At 71.0% G+C, this 26,041-nt stretch carries 28 protein-coding genes and 1 riboswitch; of the genes, 19 read left to right on the forward strand and 9 right to left on the reverse strand.

What is annotated here, in order from left to right; all coding sequences use genetic code 11:
- Positions 1 to 501: 501 nt before the first annotated feature.
- The 4 genes from J1M46_RS12530 (at position 502) to J1M46_RS12545 (ending at position 4,426) form a co-directional block, all read left to right on the forward strand.
- On the forward strand, positions 502 to 1,131 hold the full coding sequence (locus tag J1M46_RS12530) for a hypothetical protein (protein WP_206448104.1): 630 nt from the start codon (positions 502 to 504) through the stop codon (positions 1,129 to 1,131).
- 778 nt (positions 1,132 to 1,909) lie between these two features.
- Positions 1,910 to 3,187: a hypothetical protein gene (locus tag J1M46_RS12535; RefSeq protein WP_206448105.1), complete on the forward strand. Its 1,278-nt coding sequence runs from the start codon at positions 1,910 to 1,912 to the stop codon at positions 3,185 to 3,187.
- Between the two features lie 265 nt (positions 3,188 to 3,452).
- Positions 3,453 to 3,875 carry a hypothetical protein gene (locus J1M46_RS12540; protein WP_206448106.1) on the forward strand — a complete coding sequence of 141 codons (423 nt, stop codon included), beginning with the start codon at positions 3,453 to 3,455 and terminating at the stop codon, positions 3,873 to 3,875.
- 86 nt (positions 3,876 to 3,961) lie between these two features.
- Positions 3,962 to 4,426 carry a hypothetical protein gene (locus tag J1M46_RS12545; protein ID WP_206448107.1) on the forward strand — a complete coding sequence of 155 codons (465 nt, stop codon included), beginning with the start codon at positions 3,962 to 3,964 and terminating at the stop codon, positions 4,424 to 4,426.
- Here J1M46_RS12545 and J1M46_RS12550 read toward each other — a convergent pair.
- Positions 4,404 to 4,610 (reverse strand): hypothetical protein, encoded by a 207-nt coding sequence (locus tag J1M46_RS12550; protein ID WP_206448108.1) that lies wholly within the window; start codon positions 4,608 to 4,610, stop codon positions 4,404 to 4,406. The genes J1M46_RS12545 and J1M46_RS12550 overlap by 23 nt on opposite strands.
- Positions 4,611 to 4,636: 26 nt before the next feature.
- On the opposite strand from J1M46_RS12550, the gene J1M46_RS12555 reads away from it, so the two are divergent.
- The 3 genes from J1M46_RS12555 (at position 4,637) to J1M46_RS12565 (ending at position 6,303) form a co-directional block, all read left to right on the forward strand.
- Positions 4,637 to 4,951: a hypothetical protein gene (locus tag J1M46_RS12555; RefSeq protein WP_206448109.1), complete on the forward strand. Its 315-nt coding sequence runs from the start codon at positions 4,637 to 4,639 to the stop codon at positions 4,949 to 4,951.
- Between the two features lie 151 nt (positions 4,952 to 5,102).
- Positions 5,103 to 5,372: a hypothetical protein gene (locus J1M46_RS12560; protein ID WP_206448110.1), complete on the forward strand. Its 270-nt coding sequence runs from the start codon at positions 5,103 to 5,105 to the stop codon at positions 5,370 to 5,372.
- 325 nt (positions 5,373 to 5,697) lie between these two features.
- Entirely contained in the window at positions 5,698 to 6,303 is a 606-nt protein-coding gene (locus J1M46_RS12565) for a hypothetical protein (RefSeq protein ID WP_206448111.1), read from the forward strand.
- A 162-nt stretch (positions 6,304 to 6,465) separates the two neighbouring features.
- On the opposite strand, the gene J1M46_RS12570 is transcribed toward J1M46_RS12565, so the two are convergent.
- Positions 6,466 to 7,158: a sigma factor-like helix-turn-helix DNA-binding protein gene (locus J1M46_RS12570; protein WP_206448112.1), complete on the reverse strand. Its 693-nt coding sequence runs from the start codon at positions 7,156 to 7,158 to the stop codon at positions 6,466 to 6,468.
- A 192-nt stretch (positions 7,159 to 7,350) separates the two neighbouring features.
- On the opposite strand from J1M46_RS12570, the gene J1M46_RS12575 reads away from it, so the two are divergent.
- Complete coding sequence (locus J1M46_RS12575) at positions 7,351 to 8,406, forward strand: NAD(P)H-quinone oxidoreductase (protein WP_342384376.1); 1,056 nt, start codon at positions 7,351 to 7,353, stop codon at positions 8,404 to 8,406.
- Positions 8,407 to 8,571: 165 nt separating this feature from the next.
- A complete protein-coding gene (locus tag J1M46_RS12580; RefSeq protein ID WP_206448113.1) occupies positions 8,572 to 9,510 on the forward strand; it encodes an SDR family oxidoreductase in 939 nt (312 codons plus the stop codon).
- An 18-nt stretch (positions 9,511 to 9,528) separates the two neighbouring features.
- On the opposite strand, the gene J1M46_RS12585 is transcribed toward J1M46_RS12580, so the two are convergent.
- Both J1M46_RS12585 and J1M46_RS12590 read right to left on the reverse strand, forming a co-directional pair.
- Positions 9,529 to 10,077, reverse strand: coding sequence for an NYN domain-containing protein (locus J1M46_RS12585; protein WP_206448114.1), 549 nt, complete (start codon positions 10,075 to 10,077; stop codon positions 9,529 to 9,531).
- 115 nt (positions 10,078 to 10,192) lie between these two features.
- A complete protein-coding gene (locus J1M46_RS12590; RefSeq protein WP_206448115.1) occupies positions 10,193 to 10,531 on the reverse strand; it encodes a hypothetical protein in 339 nt (112 codons plus the stop codon).
- Positions 10,532 to 10,703: 172 nt separating this feature from the next.
- A riboswitch (SAM riboswitch) is annotated at positions 10,704 to 10,818 on the forward strand.
- A gap of 37 nt (positions 10,819 to 10,855) precedes the next feature.
- Between J1M46_RS12590 and J1M46_RS12595 the strand changes: the two genes are divergently transcribed.
- Both J1M46_RS12595 and J1M46_RS12600 read left to right on the forward strand, forming a co-directional pair.
- Positions 10,856 to 11,326, forward strand: a complete 471-nt coding sequence (locus tag J1M46_RS12595) for a hypothetical protein (RefSeq protein WP_206448116.1) — start codon at positions 10,856 to 10,858, stop codon at positions 11,324 to 11,326.
- Positions 11,327 to 11,368: 42 nt separating this feature from the next.
- Positions 11,369 to 11,737: a VanZ family protein gene (locus J1M46_RS12600; RefSeq protein WP_206448117.1), complete on the forward strand. Its 369-nt coding sequence runs from the start codon at positions 11,369 to 11,371 to the stop codon at positions 11,735 to 11,737.
- A gap of 51 nt (positions 11,738 to 11,788) precedes the next feature.
- Here the strand turns inward: J1M46_RS12600 and J1M46_RS15685 are convergent, their stop codons facing one another.
- Positions 11,789 to 13,015, reverse strand: coding sequence for a Fic family protein (locus J1M46_RS15685; protein ID WP_206448727.1), 1,227 nt, complete (start codon positions 13,013 to 13,015; stop codon positions 11,789 to 11,791).
- A gap of 217 nt (positions 13,016 to 13,232) precedes the next feature.
- On the opposite strand from J1M46_RS15685, the gene J1M46_RS12610 reads away from it, so the two are divergent.
- From J1M46_RS12610 to J1M46_RS12640, 7 genes are all read left to right on the forward strand, one after another.
- A complete protein-coding gene (locus J1M46_RS12610) occupies positions 13,233 to 14,261 on the forward strand; it encodes a 3-oxoacyl-ACP synthase III (protein WP_206448118.1) in 1,029 nt (342 codons plus the stop codon).
- Positions 14,255 to 17,062, forward strand: a complete 2,808-nt coding sequence (locus J1M46_RS12615) for an alpha/beta fold hydrolase (protein ID WP_241249673.1) — start codon at positions 14,255 to 14,257, stop codon at positions 17,060 to 17,062. The genes J1M46_RS12610 and J1M46_RS12615 overlap by 7 nt, the downstream gene beginning before the upstream one ends.
- Entirely contained in the window at positions 17,059 to 18,069 is a 1,011-nt protein-coding gene (locus J1M46_RS12620) for an NAD-dependent epimerase/dehydratase family protein (RefSeq protein ID WP_206448120.1), read from the forward strand. The genes J1M46_RS12615 and J1M46_RS12620 overlap by 4 nt, the downstream gene beginning before the upstream one ends.
- Before the next feature lie 64 nt (positions 18,070 to 18,133).
- Positions 18,134 to 19,114, forward strand: a complete 981-nt coding sequence (locus J1M46_RS12625; RefSeq protein ID WP_206448121.1) for a PfkB family carbohydrate kinase — start codon at positions 18,134 to 18,136, stop codon at positions 19,112 to 19,114.
- Positions 19,111 to 21,531, forward strand: coding sequence for a glycoside hydrolase family 65 protein (locus tag J1M46_RS12630; protein WP_206448122.1), 2,421 nt, complete (start codon positions 19,111 to 19,113; stop codon positions 21,529 to 21,531). Before J1M46_RS12625 ends, J1M46_RS12630 begins: the two co-directional genes overlap by 4 nt.
- A 196-nt stretch (positions 21,532 to 21,727) precedes the next feature.
- A complete protein-coding gene (locus J1M46_RS12635) occupies positions 21,728 to 22,474 on the forward strand; it encodes a hypothetical protein (protein WP_206448123.1) in 747 nt (248 codons plus the stop codon).
- Positions 22,475 to 22,539: 65 nt separating this feature from the next.
- A complete protein-coding gene (locus J1M46_RS12640) occupies positions 22,540 to 23,064 on the forward strand; it encodes a hypothetical protein (protein ID WP_206448124.1) in 525 nt (174 codons plus the stop codon).
- Positions 23,065 to 23,092: 28 nt separating this feature from the next.
- On the opposite strand, the gene J1M46_RS12645 is transcribed toward J1M46_RS12640, so the two are convergent.
- From J1M46_RS12645 to J1M46_RS12655, 3 genes are all read right to left on the reverse strand, one after another.
- Positions 23,093 to 23,458, reverse strand: a complete 366-nt coding sequence (locus J1M46_RS12645; RefSeq protein ID WP_206448125.1) for a cytoplasmic protein — start codon at positions 23,456 to 23,458, stop codon at positions 23,093 to 23,095.
- Positions 23,459 to 23,490: 32 nt separating this feature from the next.
- Positions 23,491 to 24,537: a citrulline utilization hydrolase CtlX gene (gene ctlX, locus J1M46_RS12650; protein ID WP_206448126.1), complete on the reverse strand. Its 1,047-nt coding sequence runs from the start codon at positions 24,535 to 24,537 to the stop codon at positions 23,491 to 23,493.
- A 156-nt stretch (positions 24,538 to 24,693) separates the two neighbouring features.
- On the reverse strand, positions 24,694 to 25,107 hold the full coding sequence (locus tag J1M46_RS12655) for a cupin domain-containing protein (protein ID WP_206448127.1): 414 nt from the start codon (positions 25,105 to 25,107) through the stop codon (positions 24,694 to 24,696).
- 57 nt (positions 25,108 to 25,164) lie between these two features.
- On the opposite strand from J1M46_RS12655, the gene J1M46_RS12660 reads away from it, so the two are divergent.
- Entirely contained in the window at positions 25,165 to 25,500 is a 336-nt protein-coding gene (locus J1M46_RS12660) for a cupin domain-containing protein (protein WP_206448128.1), read from the forward strand.
- Positions 25,501 to 25,850: 350 nt separating this feature from the next.
- Here the strand turns inward: J1M46_RS12660 and J1M46_RS12665 are convergent.
- On the reverse strand, positions 25,851 to 26,041 hold a 191-nt coding region (locus J1M46_RS12665), incomplete at its 5' end, for a transposase (protein ID WP_206445645.1).

Below are 26,041 nucleotides of genomic sequence, written 5' to 3' on the forward strand. Positions count from 1 at the left end.
CGCCCTACGCGGCCAGGGCCACCACAACCCGGTGGGCAGAACTCCTGGCCGCGAACGGGCAGTTCTCATGGCCACCAGCGGGCACTTCTGCTGGCCGCCAATGGGCAATTCCTACTGGCCGTTGACAAACTGACTCGAAGTCGATGGAAGCGCTCGACAGAGCGACCACTTCCGCGCTGAGCGCGTACCCGGAGGGCCAGCGCTTCAGGTGCACTACGGATCGCCGATCGGCTTTCGGTAGGAAGACGAGGTGAAGCGTGCCGCGGATGATGTCGCGCGATTCGCCTGGAGGGGCCCTCTCAATGGGTGAGACTTCTGTCGTTGACCGCGCTCACGCACCTCGGAATCGTTCTCGCGTAGGCACCGAAAAACGGCACCAAGTGCGGAGCCCGTAGGGAAAAGTTCCGCCACTTGAGCAGTGTCGGGGCGGACAGGCTTTCGGCGCAATGTGCTTGAATCTCCTTCATGCAAATTGCCGGAAGTTCGACGAGGCTCTCTAGTGTGCTGAACGGCCTCGCTGCGAATCGACCGGTCTTTCATTCTGAAGCCGACTTCCAGTTCGCGTTGGCATGGGAGATTCAGAAGACACTCCCCAACGCCCAGGTCAGGCTGGAATCTCGACTGCCACGGGGAGCTGATGATGAACAAGTCCGCGGCGCAGAATACATCGACATCGAGATTCGCTCCGGTCTGGCCAGGACCGCTCTCGAACTGAAGTACATCACCAAGAAATGGGTGGGACAGTTCGCCGACGAGAAATTCGAACTGAAGAACCACAGCGCGCTCGATCAGCGGCGCTACGACATCCTGAAAGACCTGACTCGCATCGAGCGCTTCGTCGGGGTCGACGGTGAAAGCCGTAACGGCGCGGTCGTCGTGCTCACGAACGACCAGGCACTGTCCTCCGTGCCGACGAGAGCCTGGGGAGAGAGCTTCGATGCGGCGTTCCGCTTGCACGAAGGCGTCTTCTTGTCCGGAGCTCTCGCTTGGGGAGCCGCGGCGAGCGTCGGAACGACTCGCGGCAGGGTGAGACAGCTTGAGCTGGGTGGGGAGTACTCAATGACGTGGCGGGCCTACGCGGACGATCCGGTGTCGCTGAAGGCCCTGGTCATCGAGGTCGATCCCGAATAGGCCGTCCGGCGCACCGCTACGACTTCGGGTGGCTACGGCGATTCGGTAGCCCCTCGGGAGGCGAGGTGATCCACTCCGTGCTGTCGGCAGATGTTCCCGAGTCCGTGATACGGAGCGGGAGGCGGCGTCCGCGTTCGGGCAGTGCGCCATGCATCCAGATCCACATGATGGCTGCAGCTTCGATGACGTGGAACCGGGCGATCGCCGGTTCGCCGGCCCCAGAACTGTCGATCGCGGCGCGGTTCGCCCAGCCGTCGCGCGTGCCGTCGTGCACTCCACGATCCAGTCGCTGCCGTCGCACATCGTCTGTGCCCAGCGGTGGCGGTCATCCGCGAGCACCAGCACCCCGAAGCCGCCGTTCTCGAGTTGCGCCGTCCACGCCTCGAGTCGGTGGCGTGTCGTGATCTGAGCGGACATGTCGTCGAGTCCGCGCCACCTCCAGACAAGTGCGAGTTCGGTCTCCCGCGCGTCGTCTCTGGCCGCGCTGCCGGATCTGCGCGTTCCGAGTGCCCAAACCGCCACTCCAGGACGCGAGTGTTGTTGACGCGGATCTGTCGTGGGCTGGCGACCCGCTTCGTGGTGTTCCCGTATGCACCCAGCATCGGACGGACCGGTGACATCGAGCGCGTCGGCTGGCCGTTCGCGCCTGCACGGCGGCAGGCGTTGCATCTTGGCTGAAGCGTTCGAGCGCACTACGGTCGAAGGCTCGGTGCGACGCGCGGCACGCAGAAGTTCCTGTAGCGAGACAGATGTCGCCGGAATCCGCCACAATCAGACTGTGAGTGAACAAGAGTGGTCCGTCGCAATCGTGCAGAGCGAGGACGGCGTACTGCTCCTCGGCGATGAGGCGGATCTCGTGCAGTTCGAGCGGCACACAGGCATTGAGACCCGTCGGCTCGCGACACAGACGATGGCCTTCGCCGGCAAGGCGCTCAGCGCGGCCGGCGAGCTGCAGGCGAATAGCGGCCGTTGGGTCAAACTGACGAAGGAGTCCGCCGAGCTGGTTAAGAAGCACGGCCCCGCCCTGAGCAAGGCCGACAAACTCGTGACCGGTGTCGTTCGGGGCAAGGGCGGCCAGATCCTCAAGCACCTCAAGTTCGAGCACGCCGCGCTGCTCACACCTGCGGCGCCGATGATGCTCGCATCGATGCTGACGCAGGCTTCGCTCGACGCCGCGCTCGACGACATCCAGGAGTACCTGGCGGTCATCGATGCGAAACTCGATCGCCTGCTCAAGCAGCGCAAGGTCGAGACGCTCGGACAGATGGGCGGCGTCGCGCTAGCGATCGAGGAGGCGAGGTCGATCTACGAGTCGACCGGTCTCGTCTCGTCGGTGACCTGGTCGAAGGTGCAGACGAACTCGCTCGTGCTGCAGACCATGCAGGCCGAGTCGCTCGCGCAGCTCAATGCGCTCGCCGAGCTCGTCAACGAGCGTGCGACCGATACTGACAAGAAGGCCGCCGTGCTCGGTGAGGTGCGCGAGGACGTCGTCTTCTGGCTCGGGACGCTCGCCCGCACCATGGCGATGCAGGATCAGCAATACGTGCTCGAGCTTGCTCGTGTGGCAGAGGCCGAGCCTGGGCAGCTCGAGCAGCATCGCGAGGGCATCACGATCGCTCGCCGGTCGCGCACCCGGCGCATCGCCATCAGTCTCGAGGCGATCAACGCATCCGTGCGAGCGAAGTCGGGCCTCACCAATCGCGATCGGGTCGCGAATCCCTTCAGCTCCGTGCGCGTGGCGGACCACGCCAATAGCGTCAACGACTCGATCGCCGAGTTCGCGCGACGCGCGGATCTGGCGCTCGCAGACGTCGATCACCTCGCGAGGCAGTCGTGGGGTGACTCCGCTCGCGCGCTGCTTGGGGAGACTGCTGAGCAGGTCGGCAGTGCCGGCAACGAGATGACCGCCCGCGCCAAGGCGCTCGGCGCCGATGTGCAGGAGCGTGGGGACGACGCCATCCTGAAGCTCGCGCGCAAGGTACAGGAGCGACGCGAAGGCCGACGGCATGCACCGGAGGCTATCGAGGGGTCCGACGGCGAGCCGGCAAACGGCTAGAGCAGCGCGAACTTCAGCAACAAGTCGGCCCGGCACTCAGTGACAAGCGACGTACCTGCCGGCATGGGCGGCGCAATCACGAGACGCGGCTCAAGGGCTGGTGCACGCAACAGTCGAGCGACTGGGTCAATATCAACTCGATCGTCGAGGGTGGCGCGTGACTGCTTAGGGTCGGACGAGGGCTCGGGTTCGTCGACGAGGACGATGAATGCGCTGAAGGCCAAACCAGGGATATCGTCCTTTGAACCCGACCCGGAAGGTCAGCATGCCAATCCCGCCCGCTTTGCTCAAACTGCTCAAGGCCGCCGCTGTGAGCGCTACGCCGATAATCTTGAAGTACCTGAAGGACCATCCGGAACTCTGGCAAGGTCTTGTCGAGTCGTTCAAAAAGGTCGTGGTTCGACGTGGGGCAGGTCCCAGGGAGCTATCGAAGACGATTGCTGGACTGCGAGAGCAAGTCGTCTATTTGCGAGAGAGCGCCGATGACGATGGCGAGGTTCATCGGGCCGAGGAGTGGTCTCGTCGGCTCGACAACCTTGACCGCGTAGCAGCGCTCCTGGGCGACGGCGCAAGCAGGAATGAAGTCAAGGAACTGCGCGAGAGGGTGCTGGCTCTTCGGAAGGTCATCATCGAGGCGTTCGTGGTGGAGCATGCCGAGGACGCTGCGGACAGGAAGTCCGTCAGGTGAACGGCTGTCTGGGAGCGAGCGTTGCTGACGTGCTTTGGAGGTGACGCGACACGGAGTCTGTCAGCCGTATAGAGCAGGATGGCCCCATGGACCTGCTGCAGTCACTGGACGCATATCGACACGAAGCCTCGTGGGCGGTGTGGGAGACCGACGACGCGGGCAACGTCACCGGTGAACCCAAGTTCCCTCTCGAGGCGGCGACTGAATCCGCGCATGGTCGCGCGATGATCGTGGCGCTGAACCCCGGCGGCACCCCGTCAACCGAGCACTCGGTGACTCCGGACTGGTCGAATTTTCACAACTCAGACTCCCGCCACAACGACATCTTTCTTGCGCACGCATTCGTGGGAACTCCGTTCTGGGGCGCGTATATGACAGACCTGCACCCGCAATTGGTGGAGTCGAACTCGACGCTTGTGCGTCCCGAGCGGGAAGAGGCCCTGCGTTCGGTGCAGTCGCTGATCACTCAGGCCCGGTTGTTGCAGTCCGTGGAGGCAATCATCTGCCTCGGACCTGGATCGTGTCAGATTAGTGCCCTGCAGCTGACCTGAGTTTGGCCAGAATTTCGGCGCCTTCGCCTGCTGCTGGGGTCTCGGCGGTGAGCTGGTGCCCGTCGATGCTGATCACGACATCGCGCAGGTGCTCGACGATCGTCCGCACGCCCCGCGTCTTCGACGCGATCTGCACCGCCGTCGCCCCGGAGGCAGTCTTCACCTTCCGCACGAACAGGCCCACCTGAGCAGTCTAGAAGCGGCCCATTAGTGCCCCATACGGACACCAACAACCCCGGAAACTCACGGCAGAACGAACCTCAAGTCACGAAATCAGCCCGAAGTGACACGATCCAGGTCGGAGGAAAGTGCCTCCGGTCGATCTCGGCGCATGCCGACCTCATCGAGCGCGAGACCGGAATCCGCTCGATCGTCGGTGTCCCTCACTACTCGCGCTCGAACGCGAATGTCCACAAGCGCGACGCCGAGCGCTACCGTCGGCTGGTGCATGAGGCGCTGGGACTGGTGACGGAGGAAGCCGAGAGCGGTGCAGAGTCATCGGGCAAGACCCGATCGACGAAATGAGGGATGGTGGCACGATGAACGTGCATCGAAGCATCGCCAGGAGTGTGAGCGTATGAGGCGCGGATGGAGCCCATGGAGTGTTCCTGCGAGGAGCCGAGAAGACGATGACTCATGGAACTTCTCGTTCACCCGCGAGTCCGAGGCTATGGACATGTTCGCCATCCCCCTCGACCGAACAGAAGCGCTCGCCGCCGCTCTCGGCATGCCGACCGACGTGGTCGTCGATCAGTTGGAGAATAGGAAGGCAGAGTCGATTCTGGTTGAGGCATGGCAGGCGCTAGTGGGCACCGAGCGCGACAGCGGCCTCACTCGCCTCGAAGAGGCGGGGCTCGCCCCGCGATCCGCCGGCTCTTGGACTCCATTCGGCGACTACGGCGTGTACGTCCCTCCGAGGGATGACGTTGCTCCGGAGACCGGGTAACAAGCTCAGGTCGGCGGCTTGGTCTTGGCGTCGCGGGCTGAGAAACGACCACGAAGCGCCAGATCTTCACGAACGTGTCGACCACGGAGCCAGCTCGAGCAGTGAGAGCGCACGAGTGAATGCAATGGCCCCCACAGCTCCAGCCGGTTCGCGGGACGGTATTGACGTCACCGACCGGCAGCCCCGCGTCGAACAGCCCGCTCACAATGCCGCGTGAGCCTGGGTTGGGTAGGGGTTACTGTTCTGGCCCATGCGTCGATACTTGTTTCATTCAGGGCAGTGCCAACAACCGGTCAGTGTGGGAGCCTCGACTTATGCTGGCACCATGCCTGCAACCCCAGCCGCACGGCTTGCCCTCGCAACCGCGCTTGTCCTGTCCACTCTCGCGCTTTCAGCCTGCCTCCTGCCGCCGTCGATCCCCGACCAGCCCGTCGCAGCACCTGCGCAGCCCTCGATCAGCGCGCCCATGTCGACTCCCCAGCCTGTAGGCGACCCCCCGCAGCCGGCACCTTCGCAATCGGCGCCCGCTTCAGCACCACCCATCGAGGTGCTTCCAGATCTCTCGACGTTCAGCGCGATGGGCGAGCGCGAGTTCGCCCACTTGGCGAGCGAGCCCGACGAGAACGTCGGTGTCAATCTCATTGCGACGGGAATTGTCACGCAGTTCGATGCCGCCACCGGTCGATGCTCGTTCCGCGCCTCATTAGCGCACGACATCTTGGACGCACGCTGGGACTATGACGTGAACGCGTTCGTTGCCGCGGGTGACGGAGAGACGAACTGTCCCGTAGTGGACGACGTGCTGCCGGACGATCATCTTCGGATGTGGCTCACGACGGTCGGATCGATGACCTACGACAACGTCATGGGTGGCGGTAACACCGCGCCAGTGTTCCTCGTCCACCAAGTGGAACTGCTTCCGGAGCTCTAGCGGTCGAACTGCAGTAGGGCGAATGCAGTGCGGCACCGGCGCACGGAGGCTCGCTTCTTGAGGGGTTTGAAGCGACCGTAGCCGGAGCACTGTCCGAGAGGTGACGCGGCAGCACGACGCTGGCTGGATTCGCAATGGTCGCGCGCGGCCGTTGCAGCGTCGCTACTTTCCGTCTCCCCGCCCGGCCGAGCCCGCCTCGCGGAGCAGCGCCCACGCATCCGCCACTTGGCCGAGGTGCTGCAGTTTGTCGGGGTTGAGGACGATGCGCACGGCGGTGATGACGCCGCCCGCGACGTCAAAGCCCCAGCTCGAGAGCACGCGGCCGTCGCGGTCGCGGAAGATCGCTCCGGGGCGGCCGTTGATGCGCTGCGGCTCCAGGGCGCAGCCGGCCGCGATGAACGCCGGCGCCATCTGGGCGAGCTTCTCGACCATGCGGTCGGCGCCCCACGTGCCGCGACCCCAGACGGGGGCCTTGCCGCCGCCGTCGGCCGGCATCACCGCATCCGCCGCCAGCATCGACCGCATTCCCTCGACGTCGCCATCCTGCATCGCCGCCAGGAACCGGGCCGTGAGCGCTTCGGCCTCACGCGCATCCGCCTCGTATCGGGTGCGGCCGTCGTCCATGTGCCGGCGGGCGCGAGCGGCGAGCTGCCGGCACGCGGCCTCGGAGCGGCCGAGGGTCTCGGCGATCGCGGCGAAGTCGAACGCGAACACCTCGTGCAGCACGAACGCCGCGCGCTCGAGCGGGCTGAGCCGCTCGAGGAGCAGCAGCGACGCGGTGGTGAGCGAGTCGGCCAGCTCGGCCGCCTGCTCGGGGTCGCTGTAGGGGTCGTCAAACAGTCTCTTGCACCGCATCCTCCGCTTCGGTCACGCGCGACCAGCTGCGGCACCAGCCGCCGGCCGACCGCGCCGGATCCGCCTGCCACGAACACTCGCATCATCGCTCTCCTTCTGGTCGGGGCCGCGGGGTGCGGCTCCCTTGTGCACGTGACGAGATGGGCGAGCGGGATGTGACACGGGCGTGTCTGCCACGCGCCTGCCTGCGCCGTGGACGCATCCGCCTGCCTCGTCGCCGAGCACGACAGGATGGAGCGGAGACGGGAGGTCGCGATGCAGGCGATGCAGTTCGAGGTCGACGGGCCGATGACGTGGGCGGATGCGTCCGAGCCGGAGGCAGGGACGGGCGAGGTGGTCGTCGAGGTCGTTGCGGCCGCGGTGAACCGCGCCGATCTGATGCAGCGATCCGGCAAGTACCCGCCGCCGGCGGGGGAGTCGGAGGTGCTGGGGCTGGAGTGCTCGGGCACGATCGTCGCGCTCGGCGCCGGGGTTGCGGACGGCGTCGAGGGCTGGGCCGTGGGCGACGAGGTGTGCGCGCTGCTGGCCGGCGGCGGCTACGCCGAGCGGGTCGCGGTGCCGGCGACGCAGCTGCTGCCGGTGCCGGTGGGCGTCTCGCTGGCCGATGCGGCCGCGCTCCCGGAGGCGGTGTGCACGGTGTGGAGCGCGATCCGCGACCTGCCGCAGCCGGAGGAGGGCGAGCTGGCACTCGTGCACGGCGGCTCCGGCGGTATGGGCACGATGGCGATCCAGGTGCTGCGGGCGCTCGGGTGGCGGGTCGCGGCGACCTCGAGCGCCCGGCACCGGGAGCTGTGCGCGTCGCTCGGCGCGGAGATCGTGATCGACTATCGCGCCGAGGACTTCGTGGAGGTCGTGCACGGTGCGACCGACGGCCGCGGTGCCGGCTTCGTGCTCGACGTGATCGGCGCCGACTACCTCGGCCGCAACCTCGACGCCCTCGCGCTCGACGGCGCGATGACCGTGATCGCCGTGCAGGGCGGCCCGAAGACCGAGGTCGACCTGCGCCGCCTGATGCAGCGCCGGGTGACCCTGCGCGCCATGACGCTGCGCGCTCGGCCTCGCACTGGCGGCCGCGGCTCGAAGGCGGAGGTCGTGCGCCAGGTGCGCGAGACCGTCTGGCCGCTCATCGCCGCGGGAGCGGTGCGGCCGGTGATCGGGGCTCGCGTGCCGCTGGTCGAGGCCGAGCGGGCGCACGAGCTGATGGGATCGCCGGAGGCTCCGGGAGGGAAGCTGCTGCTGGTGCGGTGAGCGAGACGCCTCCGAGGTGAGGCGCGACGCGACGCCCGTGGTCGGCGTCGTGGACGCATCCGTGGGCACGGCATGAGCGCCGCGTGTGAGTCTCCTCCGCATCGCGTCACGCGCGCCCCCACGGTCGTAGGCTTCCAGCCCAGTGCAACGTGAGGAGCGATACCCATGGCCGACCAGAGCAGCGCGAACGCCGACGACGCGAACCGCGAGCGCACCGACCAGCTGACCTTCCAGGATCCCGCCACGCGGTACCCCGTCATCTCGCCGCCCGAGCAAGACCAGCCTGAGCCCGGCCTCGACCAGAAGCTGCAGCCGAAGGCCGACCGCGGCGAGTTCTCCTACCGCGGCACCGGCAGGCTCGAGGGCCGCAAGGCGCTGATCACCGGCGGCGACTCCGGCATCGGCTCGGCGGTCGCCATCGCCTTCGCGCGCGAGGGCGCCGATGTCGCGATCAACTACCTGCCGCAGGAGGAGCCCGACGCGCAGGACGTCAAGCGCATCATCGAGGAGTGCGGCCGCACTGCCGTGCTGCTGCCGGGCGACCTCACCGATAAGGCGTTCTGCGAGTCGTTGGTGACGGATGCGGTGGCCGGCCTGGGCGGGCTCGACATCCTCGTGAACAACGCCGGCAAGCAGATCGCCGCGAAGAGTCTCGAGGAGCTGCCCGACGAGCAGCTGGTGGAGACCTACGCCGTGAACGTGCTGGCGATGTTCCGCATCACGAAGGCGGCGCTGCGGCACCTGCAGCCCGGCGCGACGATCATCAACACGACGTCGATCGTGGCCTACATGCCCCCGGAGGTGCTCGTCGACTACGCCTCGACGAAGGCGGCGATCAACAACTTCACCAAGAGCATGGGGCAGCAGCTCGCGCCGAAGGGCATCCGCGTCAACGCCGTCGCTCCCGGACCGATCTGGACCCCGCTGCAGCCCACCGACGGGCAGCCGAAGGAAGAGCTGCCGAAGTTCGGGCAGTCGACGCCGCTCGGCCGCGCCGGCCAGCCCACCGAGCTGGCGCCCGCCTACGTCTTCCTGGCCTCCCCGGAGTCGAGCTACGTGATCGGCGAGACACTCAACGTGAACGGCGGCATGCCGACGCCCTGAGCGGAGGAATTCGGAGGATTAAAGGAACTCCAGCGGGTCGAACTCGTCGATCGGGATGACGCGCACGCGCGGCAGTCGGCTCGTGAAGGCGGCGACGTCGTACTCGAGGTCGAAGAACTCGATGCCGTCGACCTCGCGCAGGTCGCCCGCCATGAACTCGCCGAAGCCGACCAGGCCGACGCGGCGCTCCTCGTCCTCGGCCAACCGCTCCATCTGCGGCGCGAAGTCGCGGTCGTGGCTGACGAGCATCACGTCGGCGTCGCGGTGCACGAGCGCCTCGGCCGTGCGTTGGATGGCGATGTCGACGATCTTGCCCTCGCCGCTCAGCGGCACGGGGCGGTAGCCCATCGCGATGAGCGCCTGCACGAACGACGCGGGCAGCTCGTGCGTCACCGCGAGGAAGAAGAGGCCCTTGACCGGCTGCTGCCACGCCTCCTCGGCGAAGGTGAGCACCTTGTTCCAGCGCGGCCGCTCCTGCGGCTCCGGGCGGCGGTCGAGGATGGAGACGCCGAGCGTCGCATCGATGTTCTCGCCGTCGACGAGGAGGTAGGTGGTGCGCTCGGTCATGGCCCGACACTACCGGCGCCACATGGCGGGCAGCGCCGATGCGCGAACGGCGGCGACGAGGATCCGTCGCCGCCGTTCGCGGTGGTGCTGGTCGCGCGATCGCTCGCGCGGCCGACTACTCGGCTGCCTGCAGCTCCTCGAGCTGCAGCTCGAGCCGGTCGCGGCTCTCGCGCATCATGTCGAGGCTGCTCTGCGCGATCGTCGCGCGGGTCTCGAGGTCGCCGTACTGCTCCTGCAGCGCGACAAGCTCGGCCTGCGTCTCGTTCGCCGAGGCGACGGCGAGGCCAGTGCCGGTGGCGCCGGCGGCGGCGACGACGACGAGCGCGACGATCCACGGCCAGCGGCGCGCCTTGCGCGCGGGCGCCGGCTGCTTCGCCGCGGTCGACGTGGTGGTCTCGGTCGCCGGCGCGGCCTCGGTCGTCGGGGTGGTGTCGATGGTGCCGGTGGCGCTCATGCTGCTGCTCTCTTCGTCTCGGACCTCAGACGGATGCGCGCGGCACGGCCAACGACGCATCCGCCGTTGGAATGAATGGGGGTGTGGTCGCATCCGATCGGGACGCGCCAACAGAACATTCTCTCACCTCTGCGGACCGGCTGTCACCCACCCCGACTACAGTGACGAGCAAGCTCACGAGCTGCAGCCATCGGTACCTGGCCGGCTGCACGGCAACCCCCTCCGCTGAGCGGGGTGCCCCAGGGGAAGAGCCGGCCCAGCGCGCCCGCGCGGGGCAAGTCAGCGAGCGCGGTCCGCCGTCCTCGCCGAGAGGACGGATCCGCCATGCACACCCAGCCCCCATGCTTCGACGGCCAGCCGCTGCCGACGCACCACGACGGTCTCTGGCCTGAGCGCATCCCGAAGCCGACGCCCGGCGCCGGCATCAGCTGGATCAAGGCCGCCGCCCGCGCGCAGCGCGCCTGCCCGCACGACGGCGACCGCCGCAGCGCCGACGCGTACAGCGACCGCGAGCAGTGCGTGCTGTGCGACAAGATCCTGCCGCTCGCGCCGCTGCCCGAGGTCGACCTCGACGACGCGACGAGCTCGCTCGCGTGGGCGGTCGCGTGCCTGCGGCGGCCGCCGACGTTCCCCGGCGTGCTCGCACTGGTCGAGCTCTCGCGCAGTGTGCGGCGGGCGGATGCGTCGTGGGCGTCGCGGCTGTTCGGCGACGAGATCGCGGGACTGCGCAGGCTCGGGCACACCCCGCGGGAGTACCTGCAGATGGGTGACCGGGCCGGCGGGTCGACCGGATAGATGGGTGACGGACCGGAAGCGCCGCCGTGGCACGATCGAGCGATGATCTCAGCACGAGCGCGGCAGGCGACCTGGGCCGCGTTCACGCTCGCGATCGTGCTGCAGTTCGTGGCGCTCTACTGGCCCTCGCCGCCGGGCGGGCCCGGTATCCCGGGCCTTGACAAGCTCGTGCACGCCACCGTCTTCCTGCTGCCGGCGCTGCTCGGGGTGGTGGCGGGCATCCGCCCCCTCTGGCTCGGTGCAGCGCTCGTCGCGCACGCCGTCGCCTCCGAACTCGTGCAGCACCTCCTGCTGCCCGAACGCGGCGGCGACCTGTGGGACGCGGTGGCCGATCTCGTCGGTGTCGCCGTCGGTCTGGCGCTCGGGATCGCGCTCCGTCGCCGGCTGCGCCGTAGCCATCGGATGGCGTGATCTGCTGCGGCGGACACCTCGGAGCGCGTGACGCGGCTTCGCCGAACCGGATCAGCGAGCCGCGGTTCTGCGGATGCGCTCGGCGAAGCCGTCGAGGATCGCCAGCACCTCGTCGCTCTGCCACACACGATTGCGTCGGCCGACGCTCGTCTGGCGCAGCACGCCCGCGTCGACCAGCGTCATCAGCGCTCGCCCTGCTGCGGGTGCCGAGATGCCGAGACCCTGCATCACGGCGCGGCTGTGCAGCACCGGCTGCGCGATGGCGAGGTCGATGAGGCGCCAGGCCGAAGAATCGGAGCGTGCAGCGGTGCGGGCACGCATCGCCGCGCGGACGTGCGCCAGCTCGTCGACGAGGCCTCGGCCGAACTCCGCCGCCTGCCTGCTCGAGCGGGCGAAGGTCTCGAGGATGGGCCGGATGTCGCCGTCGCGGTATGCGCCGAGGGCCGCGAAGTAGCCCTCGGTGTCGGTCAGCAGCCCGGCAGAGATGGGCGTCGCGATGCGGCGAGCGGTGCCTGCCCGGCGCAGCATCGCATGCACGAGCGCACGGCCGGTGCGGCCGTTGCCGTCGGTGAACGGATGGATGGTCTCGAACTGCGCGTGCGCGAGCGTCGCGTGGGCGAGGGCGGGGATGTCGTCCCGGGCGACGAACGCCGCCAGATCGCGCATGTCGGCATCGACCCTCGCGGGCAGCGGCGGCACGAACTGCGCCGTGCGTGGGCCAGCGCCCCCACCGATCCAGACCTGCACCGTGCGCAGGGCGCCAGGGGTGTGCACGGTCTGCTCGGCCATGAGCGCCGCGTGCATCGCGAGGATGCTCGCGAGACCGGGCTCGGCGGCGAGTCGAAGCGCCGCGTCCATCGCGCGCACGTTGGCGACCACGAGCGATGCGTTGCCGCTGGATGGCTCGCCGATCTCGGCGAGCGCGAGTCGGCGGGCGCCGACGGTCAGCCCTTCGATCTGCGACGACGAGGCGCTCTCGGTGCGCAGCAGCACCGACTGCAGGGGGGCGAGCTCGAGCTCGCTGCGGAGCGCCGTATCGGCGTGCGCGTCGAGCCGCACGAGCGCCATCGTCGCCTCGTCGAGATCCGCCGCGAGATCCGTCGGGAGCGACACGGTGCGCTCTGCGATCTGCGGCACGACCGCGGCGCGGTACTCGCCGCGGTTCAGCGAGGCCTGTCGACGGGAGAGCCCGTACTCGGCATCCACCTGCCACATCGCGGTCTCGTGACCTACCGCCGGCCAGCCTTTGCTGGCCGCTGCAGGATCTCGCGTGTCCATGCTCACGCTGGAATTATACACAACGGTACTGACATAGCGTTAACTATGGTGCGGGAGCCCGAACCTTTCCCTCAGCCGGCCGCTCGGTGCTTGTCTCGGCCCAGTGTCACCCCCTCATGCACGGCGAACGCACAGCCCCATGCAGGCGCACGCCGGGTGCGCTCGGTACGCTGGACGCTGGGCCGCACCGACCTACTCGGCTCTCGACGGAGTTTCTATGACCGGCAACGCGACCACCCGATTCAGCAACGTCTCACTCCTGTCGGTCGCGAGCGCCCTCCCGAGCCGGGTCACGACATCCGTCGACATCGAGGAGCGGCTCGGCGACGCGCTCTCGCGCCTGCGGCTGAAGGGCGGTCTGCTGCGCCGGGTCGCCGGCGTGCTCGAGCGCCGCAACTGGGATGCCGCGGCGGGGGAGTCGGCCGACGCGGCGACCGTGCAGGCGGGCGAGCGCGCGCTCGCCGAGGCCGGCGTGCAGCCGCAGGACGTCGGCCTCCTCATCAACACCTCGGTCACCCGCAAGCACCTCGAGCCGAGCGTCGCCGTGCGGCTGCACCACGAGCTCGGCCTGCCCACCAGCGCCGTCAACTTCGACGTCGCCAACGCCTGCCTCGGCTTCGTCAACGGCATGAGCCTGGCCGCCGGCATGATCGAGTCGGGCCAGATCCGCCACGCGATCGTCGTCAACGGCGAGGACGCCGACGACATCCAGGTCAACACCATCGAGCGGCTGCTGGGCGAGCACATCGACCGCGACGACTTCCTCAGCGAGTTCGCCACCCTCACGCTCGGCTCCGGCTCGGCCGCCGCCGTGCTCGGCCGCAGCGACGAGCACCCCGACGGCCACCCCATCCTCGGCGGCGTCACCCGCGCGGCCACGCAGTTCCACGACCTCTGCGTGGGCAGCGCCGACGGCATGTACACGAACGCGAAGTCGCTGCTGAAGGGCGGCCTCGACCTCGTCGTCTCGGCGTGGAAGGAGGCGGCGCCCGACTGGAACTGGTCGCAGATGGACCGCTACATCACCCACCAGGTCTCCGCCGTGCACACCAACGCGATCGTCAAGGCGGCGGGCCTCGACGCCTCCCGCGTGCCCACCACGTTCCCCCGCCTGGGCAACGTCGGCCCCGCATCCATCCCCATCACCCTCGCCGAGGAGCAGGCCACCCTCGCCCGCGGCGACCGCGTGCTGCTGATGGGCGTCGGCTCCGGCCTCAACACAGCCATGATGGAGCTCGCCTGGTGACTGCGGCCGCCGCGCTGCCCCCGCGGGATCTGCCCGGCCTCGACCCGTCCTGGAGCCGCATCGTCGACGTGCCGGGCGTCGGCATCGACGCGGGGCAGACGCGGCAGTGGCACTGCCTGGACACGGCGGATGCGCTGGCGCGCGCAGGCGTGCCCGTCACCTCGGGCGGTCTGGCCGGCACGATCCTCGCCGTGCACGGCAATCCCACCTGGAGCTACCTGTGGCGATCGATCGCTGCCGAGTCGGTGCGCGCCGCCGCGGCGGGCGAGCCCGCCTGGCGGGTGGTCGCCGTCGACCAGCTCGAGATGGGCTACTCGGAGCGGACGGCCGTCCACCGCACGCTGCCGCAGCGGGTCGCCGACCTCGAGGCGTTCACGGAAGCGCTCGCTGCCGACGGCACCGGCCTCGAAGGGCCGGTGGTCACGCTCGGGCACGACTGGGGCGGCGTCATCTCGCTCGGCTGGGCCCTCGACCACGCGGGCAGGCCGGATGCGCAGCTCGCCGCCGTCGCGCTGCTGAACACCGCCGTGCACCACCCCGCCGGCGTGCCCATCCCGTCACCGCTGCGGCTCGCTGGCGCTCGCGGCGTGCTCGCCGCCTCGACGGTCGCGACCCCGGCCTTCCTCGACACCACGCTCGCGCTCGCCTCGCCGCCGCTCGCGCCGCGCGTGCGCGCCGCCTACCGCGCGCCCTACGCGTCGGCCGACCGGCGCCGCGGCATCGGCGCCTTCGTCGCCGACATCCCGGTCGACGCCGAGCACGAGAGCTTCGCCGAGCTCACCCGCATCGCCGACGGCGTCGCCGCGCTCGAGGTGCCCGCGCTGCTGCTGTGGGGGCCGAACGACCCGGTCTTCGGCGACCGCTACCTCGATGACCTCGTCGACCGCCTCCCGCACGCCGACGTGCACCGCTTCGAGGGCGCCAGCCACCTGATCGCCGAGGATCGCCCCTACGCGTCTGCCGTCCTCGATTGGCTCGGCGCGCGTCTCTCGCCGGTCTCGCAGGCCTCCCAGGACGAGCAGCCCGCGCCGCCGGTCGAGGAGCGCGCGCCGCAGGCGCACGCGTCACGGAACCAAGCCGCACCCGACGCACCCGACGCACCCGACGCGTCCGCCCCCTTCCGCCCCCTCTGGCACAACCTCGACGCCCGCGCCGGCGACCCCGCCACCGCCGTCATCGACATGACCCGCGACCGCCGGGTCAGCTGGCGCCAGCTCGAAGCGCAGACCCGCCGCATCGCCGCCGGCCTCGCCGCGATGGGCGTCGCGCGGGGCGACCGCGTCTCGCTGCTCATGCAGCCCGGCCCCACGCTCACCGCCGTGCTCTACGCGTGCCTGCGCATCGGCGCCGTCGTGGTGGTCGCCGACGCCGGGCTGGGCATCAAGGGCCTCACGAGGGCCGTGCGCGGCACCTGGCCCGACGTCGTCATCGGCGAGCGCCTCGGCCTCACCGCCGCGCGCACGCTCGGCTGGCCCGGCATCCGCATCTCCGCCGAGCGCCTGCCCCGCGCCGCCGCCCTGGCGCTCGGCGTCACCACGAGCCTGCACGACCTCGCGGAGACGGGCGCGGCCGCCGAGCTGCCGGCAGAGCCCGGCCCTGACGACGACGCGGCGATCCTGTTCACCTCCGGCTCCACCGGCCCCGCGAAGGGCGTCGTCTACACGCACCGCCAGCTCTCGGCGCTGCGCGATGTGCTCGGCGCGCACCTCGAGATCACCGCCGACACGGGCCTGGTGACGGGCTTCGCGCCCTTCGCGCTGCTCGGCCCGGCGCTCGGCACCCGCTCGGTCACCCCCGTCATGGATGTCTCCGCGCCCCGCACCCTCACGGCCACCGCCGTCGCGGCCGCCGTGGACGCATCCGACGCCGCCATCGTCTTCCTCTCGCCCGCGGCGATCCTCAACGTGGTCGACACGGCGGATGCGCTGGGCCCGGCCGAGCGCGCCGCCCTCGCCCGCGTGCGTACCTTCCTCTCCACCGGGGCCCCGATCAGCGAGGCGATGCTCACCGCCGTCGGCGAGCTGATGCCGAACGCCACCCCGCACACGCCCTACGGCATGACGGAGTGCCTGCTGGTCACCGACGTCACGCTGAGCGGCATCCGCGATGCGGCGGCCGCGCCCGACACCGGCGTCTGCGTCGGCACGCCGATCGAGGGCAACACCGTGCTGGTCAGCGCGCTCGACGCCGACGGTGTCGCGACCGGCGAGCCGAGCGCCGCCCCCGGCGTGCTCGGCGAGATCGTCATCTCGGCCCCGCACCTGAAAGCGCACTACGACCGCCTGCACCTCACCGACGTCGCGGCGACTCGCGACACCCCGAGCGCGTTGGTCGAGGAGCGCGCGGCGCAGCCGCACGCGTCTCGAGACCACAGCCCCACCGCGCAGCGCTGGCACCGAACCGGCGACCTCGGCCACCTCGACGTCGAGGGCCGCCTCTGGATCGAGGGCCGCACCCAGCACGTGATCGTCACCGCCGAGGGTCCGCTCGCCCCGGTCGGCCCCGAGCAGGATGTCGAGCGGGCGGATGCCGTGCGTCGCGCCGCCGTCGTCGGCGTCGGCCCGCACGGCCTCAAGCAGGCGGTCGCGGTCGTCGAGACCGTTCCCGCGGCCACCGCCTCCGGCCTTGCCTCGCCCGAGGTGACGGCCGCCGTGCGCGCCGCCACCGCGCAGCCGCTCGCCGCGGTGCTGGCGGTGCCGCAACTGCCCACCGACGTGCGCCACAACTCCAAGATCGACCGCTCGCGCCTGGCTGTCTGGGCCGAGCGCGCCCTCGCGGGCAGCCGGGTGGGCCGCCCGTGATCGTCCTCGTCACCGGCGCCAGCGGCTTCCTCGGCCGTGCCGTCGCGGCCGAGCTCGTCGCCGCCGGCCACGAGGTGCGCACGCTGCAGCGGCGCCCCTCGCGGGTCGCCGGCGTCACGGATGTACTGGGCTCGATCACCGACCCGGCTCGCGTGGCGCTCGCCATCGCGGGCGATAGCAGCGGCAGTGCCGAGGCCGTCGTGCACCTCGCCGCGAAGGTCTCGCTCGCGCGCGACCCGGATGACTTCCGCCGCGTCAACGTCGAGGGCACGCGCACGATGCTCGATGCCGCGGAGCAGGCGGGCGTCTCGCGCTTCGTGCAGGTCTCCTCGCCCTCGGTCGCCCACACCGGCTCGTCGCTCGCGGGCGTCGGGGCCGAGCCTGCGTCGCCAGAGCACGCGCGCGGCGACTACGCCCGCACGAAGGCCGAGGCCGAGCTGCTCGCGCTCGCGCGCGACTCCGCGGCGATGCGCGTGCTCGCCGTGCGCCCGCACATCGTCTGGGGCCCGGGCGACACCCAGCTCATCGAGCGCATCGTCGAGCGCGCCCGCCGCGGCCGCGTGCCGCTGCTGAGCGGCGGGCGGGCGCTGATCGACACGACCTACGTCGACAACGCGGCGAGCGCCATCGTCGCCGCGCTCCACCGGGCGGATGCGGCGCACGGCAAGGCGTACGTCGTCACGAACGGCGAGCCGCGGCCCGTCGCCGACCTGCTCGCCGGCATCTGCCTGGCAGCCGGCGTGCGGCCACCGCACCTCAGCGTGCCCGCCGCGCTCGGCCGCGCCGCCGGCTCACTGGTCGAGCGCATCTGGGCGCTGCCCGGCGTCGCAGCACGGGCGGGCGGCGACGAGCCGCCGATGACGCGCTTCCTCGCCGAGCAGCTCTCGACCGCCCACTGGTTCGACCAGCGCGAGACGCGCGCCGCGCTCGACTGGGCACCGACGGTCTCGATCGACGAGGGCCTGCGCCGCCTCGCGGCTCACTACACCCCGCCCTCCGCGCGCTGACTCGGGTCGCAGCGACGCCGGCGGCGCACAGCCGGCCGCCAGCCACCGTCGGTACGGTCGCAGCGTGGAGGAGCACCACGGAGCACGGCAGTCAGCATCGGCGACCGAGGAACGCGCCGGCGGCGCGGGCGGCGGGATCGTCGTCGTCGGGCATGCGGCGCGCGATCTCGTGCTGCGCAGCGACGGGATGCCGGAGGCCGGCGGCAGCACCACGGTCGAGCAGCGCATCGAGCGGCTCGGCGGCAAGGGCGCGAACATCGCCGTCGGCATCCGACAGCTGAACCCGGAGGCGTCGGTGCGGCTCGTGGCGGCGCTCGGCATCGATGATGCCGGCGACGCGGCGCACGCGGAGGCGGGCGATGCCGGCATCGACATGACCCACGTGGTGCGTCGCGGCCGCACCGCCCTGCTCGTCGACCTCGTCACGGCCGACGGCGAGCGCCGGCTGTTCGAGGATGCGACCCCGGAGTCGTTCGCGACCCTCGACGACATCGCCGGCGCCGCCGAGGTGCTGCGCGGTGCGGCCATCGTCGTGCTGCAGCTGCAGCAGCCCGGCGACGCGCTCGTCGAGGCCGCGCGGCTCGCGCATGCCGGCGGCGCCCGCATCGTGCTCGACGGCGCGATCGAGGGTGACGCGCGCGATGCGCTGCTCGCGCTCGCGACGATCGTGCGCGCCGACGCGCAGGAGGCGCCGACGCTCACCGGGGTAGAGATCGAGCGCCGCGCGGATGCCGAGCGGGCTGCGGCAGACCTGCTCGAGCGCGGCGCGCAGCTCGTCGCGCTGTCGGTGCCCGACGAGGGCGACCTGGTCGTCTGGCCGGGCGGCGCCCGGCTCTACCCGCACGGGGAGGAGCGCATCGCCGACCCGACCGGCGGCGGCGATGCGTTCGTCGCCGGCCTCGTCACCGGTCTGCTGCGCGGCCACGATCCCGAGCGGATCGGACAGCTGGCCGCCGATGCGGCCGCGGCGACCGTGCAGCGGCTCGGCGGCCACCCCGAGCTCGCGCATCTGCGCGAGGACGAGCACGGGGCGCCGGGCGCGTGAGCGAGCGCCCGCCGTTCGACGTCGAGCCCTGGGGGCTCGGTGTCAGCGGCGTCGACCTCGATCGGCTCGGGCAGCGCGAGTCGGTCTTCGCGCTCTCGAACGGGCACCTCGGCTGGCGCGGCAACCTCGACGAGGGCGAGCCGCGCGCGGTGCCGGGCAGCTACCTGAACGGCGTGTTCGAGGAGCGCCCGATGCCGTACGCCGAGGAGGGCTACGGCTACCCGCAGACCGGGCAGAGCGTCATCAACGTGCCCGACGGGCAGATCCTGCGGCTGGCCGTCGACGACGAGCCGTTCGACGTGCGCGAGGGCACGCTCGCGCGCCACGAGCAGCGGCTCGACCTCCGCGCCGGCACGCTGCGGCGCGACCTCGAGTGGACCTCGCCCGCCGGCCGCACGGTGCGCGTCACATCGACCCGCCTCGTCTCCTACGAGCACCGCTCGGTCGCCGCCGTGCGCTACGTCGTCGAGGCGGTGGACGCGCCCGTGCGCATCACCGTGCAGTCAGAGCTGGTCGCCAACGAGAGCCTGCCGGAGGTGCACGAGGATCCGCGCGTGCAGGAGGTGCTGGAGAGCCCGCTCGAGGGCGTCGAGCACCACGTGCTCGGCACGATGGCCACGCTCGTGCACCGCACGCGCCGCAGCGGCCAGTGCATCGCCGTCGCCATGGACCACGCCGTCGCGCGCCTGGGCGCGTCGTCGCCTGCCGGCGCTCCCATGCCGGCCAAGCCGGGCGCGCCCGGGCCGAACCGGCCCGCGGTGTCGACCGAGGCATCCGCCGATCTCGCCCTGACGACGATCGCCGCGACCCTCCAGCCGGGGGAGCGGCTCGAGATCGTCAAGGTGGTCGGGCACGAGCACTCGGATGCGCTCGCGATCGAGGCGCTGCGCGGCCGCGCCGAGGGAGCCGTGGCAGATGCGATGCGCGAGGGCTGGGACGGGCTCGCCGCCGGGCAGCGGGCGCGGCTCGATGACCACTGGCTCTGCGCCGACGTCGAGGTGGAGGGCTCGCCGCGGCTGCAGCAGGCGATGCGGTTCGCGCTGTTCCAGGTCTTCCAGGCCGCGGTGCGGCTCGAGGGCCGCTCGATCGCGGGCAAGGGTCTGACGGGCGCGGGCTACGAGGGCCACACCTTCTGGGACTTCGAGGCGTTCGTGCTGCCGCTGCTCACCGCGACGCAGCCGGAGGCTGCCGAGCAGGCGCTGCGCTGGCGGCACGCGACGCTCGACCACGCGCGCGAGCGGGCGCGGCTGCTGCGCTTCGGCGGCGCGACCTTCGCCTGGCGCACGATCGACGGGCGCGAGAGCTCGGGCTACTGGCCGGCCAGCACGGCCGCGCTGCACGTGAACGCTGACATCGCGGCTGCCGTGCTGCACTACGTGCGCGCGACCGGTGACCGCGCCTTCGAGCGCGAGGCGGGGCTCGAGATGCTGGTGGAGACCGCGCGGCTGGGGGTCTCGGTCGGACGCTGGGACGCCGACGGCGGCTTCCACCTCGACGGCGTCACCGGGCCCGACGAGTACACCGCCATCGTGAACGACAACGTCTACACGAACGTGATGGCGAGGCTCAACCTCGAGGGCGCGGTGGCCGCGGCCCGGCGCCATCCCGATGTCGCGCAGGGGCTCGGCGTGACCGAGGACGAGACGAGCGGATGGGTCGAGGCCGCACGCGCGATGGTGGTCGTCCACGACGACGCACTCGGGGTGCATCCGCAATCGGCCGGCTTCACCCAGCTGCAGCGCTGGGACTTCGAGGGCACGGAGCCGGAGCAGTACCAGCTGCAGGATCACTTCCCCTACTTCGACCTGTACCGCAAGCAAGTGGTGAAGCAGGCCGATCTCGTGCTCGCGCTCTACACCGCCCACGAGGCCTTCACGAGCGATGAGAAGGCGCGCGACTTCGCCTACTACGAGGCGCTCACCGTGCGCGACTCCTCGCTCTCGGCGGCCGCGCAGGCGGTCATCGCCGCGGAGGTCGGGCAGCTCCAGCTCGCCGCCGACTACGTCGCCGAGGCGGCCCTCATCGACCTCGCCGACCTGCGCGGCGACACGGATGCGGGGCTGCACATGGCCTCGCTCGCCGGCCTCTGGACGGCGGTCGTCGCGGGCTTCGGCGGCATGCGCGACAGCGACGCGGGTCTGCGCTTCGCGCCCCGCCTGCCGCCGCAGCTGACGCGACTGAGCTTCGGCATCCGCGTCGAGGGGCGCATGCTGCGCGTCGACGTGCGGCCCGACGCCACCTCGTACCTGCTGCACGAGGGGCCGCCGCTGCGCGTGCGGCACTTCGATGACGAGCTCGAGCTCGAGCCGGGCCGCACAGCGACGGCCCCGACACCGCCGCTGCCGCCGCCCGGACCGCGGCCGGCGAAGCCCGCCGGCCGCGCCCCGCGCCCCTTCGACGAGGCGCTCGGCGACTGAGGCGAGCCGCTCGACCGGCGCGCGAGCCGAGCCGCTCGCCTCGGTCCGCAGGTGCGACTGGCACCTGCCGGGAATGCCGGGTCGCTGCTCGAGTGATGCGACATTCCTGCAGCGATCGCGCATTCCTGGGCGGAGTTCGCTCGGGCGCGGGAGCCGGCTCAGCGCGGGCGCGAGCACCGGTCGTAGGATGCCGGGGATGCGCAGCGAACACCTCAGACGAGCGGCCGGTGCCGCGGGCGCGGCGACGATCGCGGCCGTGGCGCTCACCGGCTGCATCCCCGGCCCTCCGCCGGTGCCGCAGCCGTCGCCGCCCGAGCCGATCGTGCAGGGCGAGTCGGGCGCGGATGAGGTGCAGACCGGCTTCGTGCCGGCGGGCAGCAGCACCGAGATCGAGCTGCGCATCGACGAGCCCACGGCCGTCGTCATCGGCGCCAGGTCGACAGGCGACGAGGACCTCACGCTGCACCTGACCGGTGCCGGCACCGACGTCGAGAGCGACGACGCCTCGAGCTACCTGGACGTGTTCGCGTTCGAGCTGGGGTCTCGAGATCCGGCGCTGGGCACCGTGCTGCGCCCCGGCGACTACACGATCGAGGTGGGCGAGTGGTCCGACGCCGCCAGCCCGTTCGAGCTGCAGGTGCTCACGAGCACGACCGTGCTGGCGGAGGGAGGGCCGGCGGCGTTGGAGTTCAGCCCGGGCCGGCCCGGCATCGCGATCGTGCCGCTCGCGACCGGCGATGAGGCGATCGCCGCCACCTCCGACCTCGACACGACGCTGTGGGCCTACGTGCCCGCGTCCGACGAGGAGTACTGGGACGACGACGGCGGCGGCGATCGCAACCCGCGCATCGAGCTCGCCGGCGAGAGCGCGCAGCAGATCGTGGTCGTCGCGACCGGATACAGCCGCGACGACAGCGGCAACCTGCGGCTGCGCGTCGAGTAGCCGCCACAGCGGATCCTTGCCGTGCCTTGGGTGGCAGTGCCAGGGTCCATGCCTACGCTCGGGGCATGACGGGCATGCGCGACCAGCAGTCGGCGGACCGGGCGCGGCCGCCGCTGCCGGCCGACGAGCAGCGGCGGCTGCGCTCGATCGGCATGGTCTCGGGGGCGCTGGTCGGGGTCGGCATCGCGGTGCTGCTGCCCGGCCTGCTCTTCAGCGCGGTCGTGCTCGCCTTTAGCGGCGGCATGTACGGCGCTTCGATCGCCGAGGATCCGTACATCTGGTGGGTGCTGGCGATGGTGGTCGGCGGCGCGCTGCTGGTCGCCGCGGGGCTCGTCAGCAGCAGGAGGCGGCTACGCCACTGGGAGCCTCGCCGGGCAGCCCGCGTCACCTACGCCGCGGGGGCGCTCGCGGCTGTCGGCGCGCTGCTGATCGATGTCGCGATGTTCGGCGCGTTCGTGCTGTTCGAGTCCGCCGGCATCAGCCCGGTCGAGCGGGTGCTCGTGCCGGTCGCAGGCATGCTCGGCATCGCCGGCGGCGCGCTCGTCGGCCGCTTCGTGTGGCCCTGGATGGGGCGGGTGCTCCAGCAATAGCCGGTCCCGCATGGGCGACGCGCGGGCCTCAGCCCGCCGGCTCAGCGTGCGGAGCAGCACTCGGCCCCAGGTGCTCGTCGCCGTCGTCGCGCGCCGGGCCGGGCTCCTTCAGCTCGACGAAGATGGCGTGCGTCTCTGTCGGGCCGGTGTTCTCGCCGCTGTGGCTCTGCGCATCCAGCCATCGCGCCTCGCCGGCACGCAGCGTCACGTCCACGCGCCGGTCGCCCATCGAGAGCCGGCGGTCGAACGCGCTGAGCGTCACCATCACGCTGTCGGGATGGTGGTGCGGTGCGCTTCGGGTGCCGGGACTGTCGCGGTACTCGAGCACGCGCACGCGATCGTTCTCGAAGAGCACGGAGTAGAGGCCGGGATTGCTGGCGACCGGGTCGTCCATGCGGGGAACGTACACCCGTGCGGGGGCCGCCGCTACTCCGCAGTCGAGACCAGCGGCAGCTCCGACGCCGCCTCGGCGCCGTCCATCGTCTCCGGCTCCTCCGCGATCGCCTCGACGGCGTCCGTCAGCTCCGGTGCGACGGCCGGCCGCGGGTCCAGGTGCACACCGGCGATCATGCAGCGCACCGAGCCGCCCGCGAGCTCGATCGTGGGGATGTCGACCGCGACGATCTCGCAGGATTCCTCGATGACGCGCGTCTGCGCATCCGTCAACGATCGTCTCGCGCGCGCCGACATCGCCATGATGGTGCGGCGCCGGCCATCGGGCCAGCGCCCGGCGAGCTCGACCGCGTTGCCGGCGAACTCGCGCACCTGGCGCTCGCTGAGCTCGACGATGCGGCGACCATTCACCGACAGGCGCTCGCGCACCTCGGCGCGACGGCGCGCATCCGGGATCATCTCCAGCGCGACCATCGCCACATCGGTGCCGATCGTCGCGATGACGTTGGTGTGGTAGACCGGCACGCCGCCGGAGTCGACCGCGTCGAAGACCATCGGCTCGTAGCTGAAGTCGGTGCAGAAGCGCTCGAGCACGTTCGTGTCGGCGCGGTGGCTGCGGGCGACGTAGGCGACCCGCGAGATGGGGTCGAGCACCATGGCGCCGGTACCCTCGAGGAAGATGCCGTCGGGCTCGAGCCCCGAGTAGTCGACGATCGCCTGCACCCGGTAGTTCGCCTTCAGCATCTCGAGAACATCGGCACGGCGCTCGTGCCGGCGGTTGGAGGCGTACATCGGGTAGACGGCGACGGTGCCGCCCGCATGGGTCGACAGCCAGTTGTTCGGGAAGACGCTGTCGGGGCGGGTGTGGTCCTCATCCTCGAACACGTGCACCACGACGCCGGCGTCGCGCAGGGCGGTGGCGAGCGCATCCATCTCGGCCAGCGCCTTGAAGGCGGTGGTGTCGGGGCTCTCGCCCTCGGCCACCTCTGCCTGGAAGGCGTTGTCGGCCGCGGTCGCCGGGTTCGGGTGGAACCGCAGCGCGCGGATCAGGATGACGGCATGGGGTGCGACGGCGCTCACATGGCCGAATCTAGCGGCGATTGCGCGCGGATTTCGGGCATTCGCGCAAGGGAGCGGGCGGCGGATGCGGCGGTCACGCCGATCGTTTGCGCGCGGCGGCGCGGCGGGCACTCGCAACTCGGACGCGCGCGGGCGCGAGCTGATCATGCCGCCGCATCACTCGGGGCGACGACCGATCTGCAGCCCGCTCTTGCGGCGGTGCACCGAGAGGTAGCGCAGGCCGTCGGCGCCGGCGGTGACCGCGCGGCTCGAGCGGCGCGGCAGCCAGACGACCGCGCCGGGGGAGAGCGCCACGTCGCCCGCCTCAGTCACGAGGGTGCCGCTGCCCGCGACCACGTGCCACAGCACGTCCTCGTCCGGCCCCACATGCAGGTCGATGGATGCGTCCGGCGGCACCGCGATCACGTTCGCGTCGAGGTGCCGGGTCGGCTCGGCCAGCCGCCACACGGCCCCGCGCTCGTCGGGCGTCGCGGCGCTCTGGGCGAGCGCGCTGGTGTCCGCCAGGATTCGAGGGAGTCGGCGCGCACCCGCCGTGCCGTCGCCCGCCCCGCCGTTCACCGCATCCGTCATCTCGTCCTCCTGAGAACGAGGCTAGGCCAGGCGGCGCCGGCACGGCAGGCTAGGGCCATGGAGCTCGACAACCTGCCAGCGCTCGCCCAGCAGCTGCTCGCCACCGCCCGCGATGCCTCGAGCGGCCGGGCGGCGAAGTCGATCCGGTCGGGCCGCGACGTGAGCCTGCGGCAGACGGTGATGGCGCTGCGGCACGGACACGGCCTGGACGACCACGTGGCCCCCGGCGAGGCGACGCTGCAGGTGCTCGAGGGGCGCGTGCGGCTGCGGTGGGAGGAGCAGGCGGTCGAGCTGCGTGCGGGCGACTGGATCGACCTGCCGGATGCCCGCCACGCGCTCGACGCGGAGACGGATGCGGTGATCCTGCTGACGGTGTCGGTGCGGCAGCGCTGAGGGGCGCGCCGCGCGCGAACTTGAGACGCGCTGTCTGCCACAAATTGATTTGATCAACTTGGGTCGCCCGGCGGGAGCCGTCTCCGGTGTCAGGCGTCGCCGAGGTTCCGGGAGCATGCCGGCGTCGTCGAGCTTGGCGGTGACCAAGCATCACGATTTCACTTCCAGCGACTCATCTTCTGTGGATCACTGCCCCCTGAGCGCCCGGGTGAGCGCTCGGATTTCATCCCTCCGGCGGGCAGGACTTCATCTCCGCCGGCGCGGGTCGCTCGATGGGCGCGCGACGGGCACTGGCGGAGGTCATGGTAACGAAATCGCGATTCTTTAGGCTCTCCTGACGTACCTGTGGGTCAGTTTCGGCCTGGGAGGGTGGGGCGGTGGCCGCCGAGGTTGAGCAGGGCGAGGGCGATCAGGGCTTCGGGTGATTTGAAGCCGTATGCCATCCGGGTGATGAGTCGGATCTTGGTGTTGGTCGACTCGATGAGGCCGTTGGAGAGGTTGTGCTCGATCGCGGCGAGGATCCGTGCCCGGTGTTTGACGA

The organism is Agrococcus sp. KRD186 (assembly GCF_017168255.1).
Lineage (GTDB): Bacteria > Actinomycetota > Actinomycetes > Actinomycetales > Microbacteriaceae > Agrococcus.

Excerpts from the sequence above, each read along its gene's own strand:
- J1M46_RS12540 (WP_206448106.1), top strand. The coding sequence starts at position 3,453 with ATGCCAATCCCGCCCGCTTTGCTCAAACTGCTCAAGGCCGCCGCTGTG.
- J1M46_RS12545 (WP_206448107.1), top strand. The coding sequence starts at position 3,962 with ATGGACCTGCTGCAGTCACTGGACGCATATCGACACGAAGCCTCGTGG.
- J1M46_RS12560 (WP_206448110.1), top strand. The coding sequence starts at position 5,103 with ATGTTCGCCATCCCCCTCGACCGAACAGAAGCGCTCGCCGCCGCTCTC.
- J1M46_RS12565 (WP_206448111.1), top strand. The coding sequence starts at position 5,698 with ATGCCTGCAACCCCAGCCGCACGGCTTGCCCTCGCAACCGCGCTTGTC.
- J1M46_RS12570 (WP_206448112.1), bottom strand. The coding sequence starts at position 7,158 with ATGCGGTGCAAGAGACTGTTTGACGACCCCTACAGCGACCCCGAGCAG.
- J1M46_RS12580 (WP_206448113.1), top strand. The coding sequence starts at position 8,572 with ATGGCCGACCAGAGCAGCGCGAACGCCGACGACGCGAACCGCGAGCGC.
- J1M46_RS12585 (WP_206448114.1), bottom strand. The coding sequence starts at position 10,077 with ATGACCGAGCGCACCACCTACCTCCTCGTCGACGGCGAGAACATCGAT.
- J1M46_RS12590 (WP_206448115.1), bottom strand. The coding sequence starts at position 10,531 with ATGAGCGCCACCGGCACCATCGACACCACCCCGACGACCGAGGCCGCG.
- J1M46_RS12595 (WP_206448116.1), top strand. The coding sequence starts at position 10,856 with ATGCACACCCAGCCCCCATGCTTCGACGGCCAGCCGCTGCCGACGCAC.
- J1M46_RS12600 (WP_206448117.1), top strand. The coding sequence starts at position 11,369 with ATGATCTCAGCACGAGCGCGGCAGGCGACCTGGGCCGCGTTCACGCTC.
- J1M46_RS15685 (WP_206448727.1), bottom strand. The coding sequence starts at position 13,015 with ATGGACACGCGAGATCCTGCAGCGGCCAGCAAAGGCTGGCCGGCGGTA.
- J1M46_RS12610 (WP_206448118.1), top strand. The coding sequence starts at position 13,233 with ATGACCGGCAACGCGACCACCCGATTCAGCAACGTCTCACTCCTGTCG.
- J1M46_RS12635 (WP_206448123.1), top strand. The coding sequence starts at position 21,728 with ATGCGCAGCGAACACCTCAGACGAGCGGCCGGTGCCGCGGGCGCGGCG.
- J1M46_RS12640 (WP_206448124.1), top strand. The coding sequence starts at position 22,540 with ATGACGGGCATGCGCGACCAGCAGTCGGCGGACCGGGCGCGGCCGCCG.
- J1M46_RS12645 (WP_206448125.1), bottom strand. The coding sequence starts at position 23,458 with ATGGACGACCCGGTCGCCAGCAATCCCGGCCTCTACTCCGTGCTCTTC.
- J1M46_RS12655 (WP_206448127.1), bottom strand. The coding sequence starts at position 25,107 with ATGACGGATGCGGTGAACGGCGGGGCGGGCGACGGCACGGCGGGTGCG.
- J1M46_RS12660 (WP_206448128.1), top strand. The coding sequence starts at position 25,165 with ATGGAGCTCGACAACCTGCCAGCGCTCGCCCAGCAGCTGCTCGCCACC.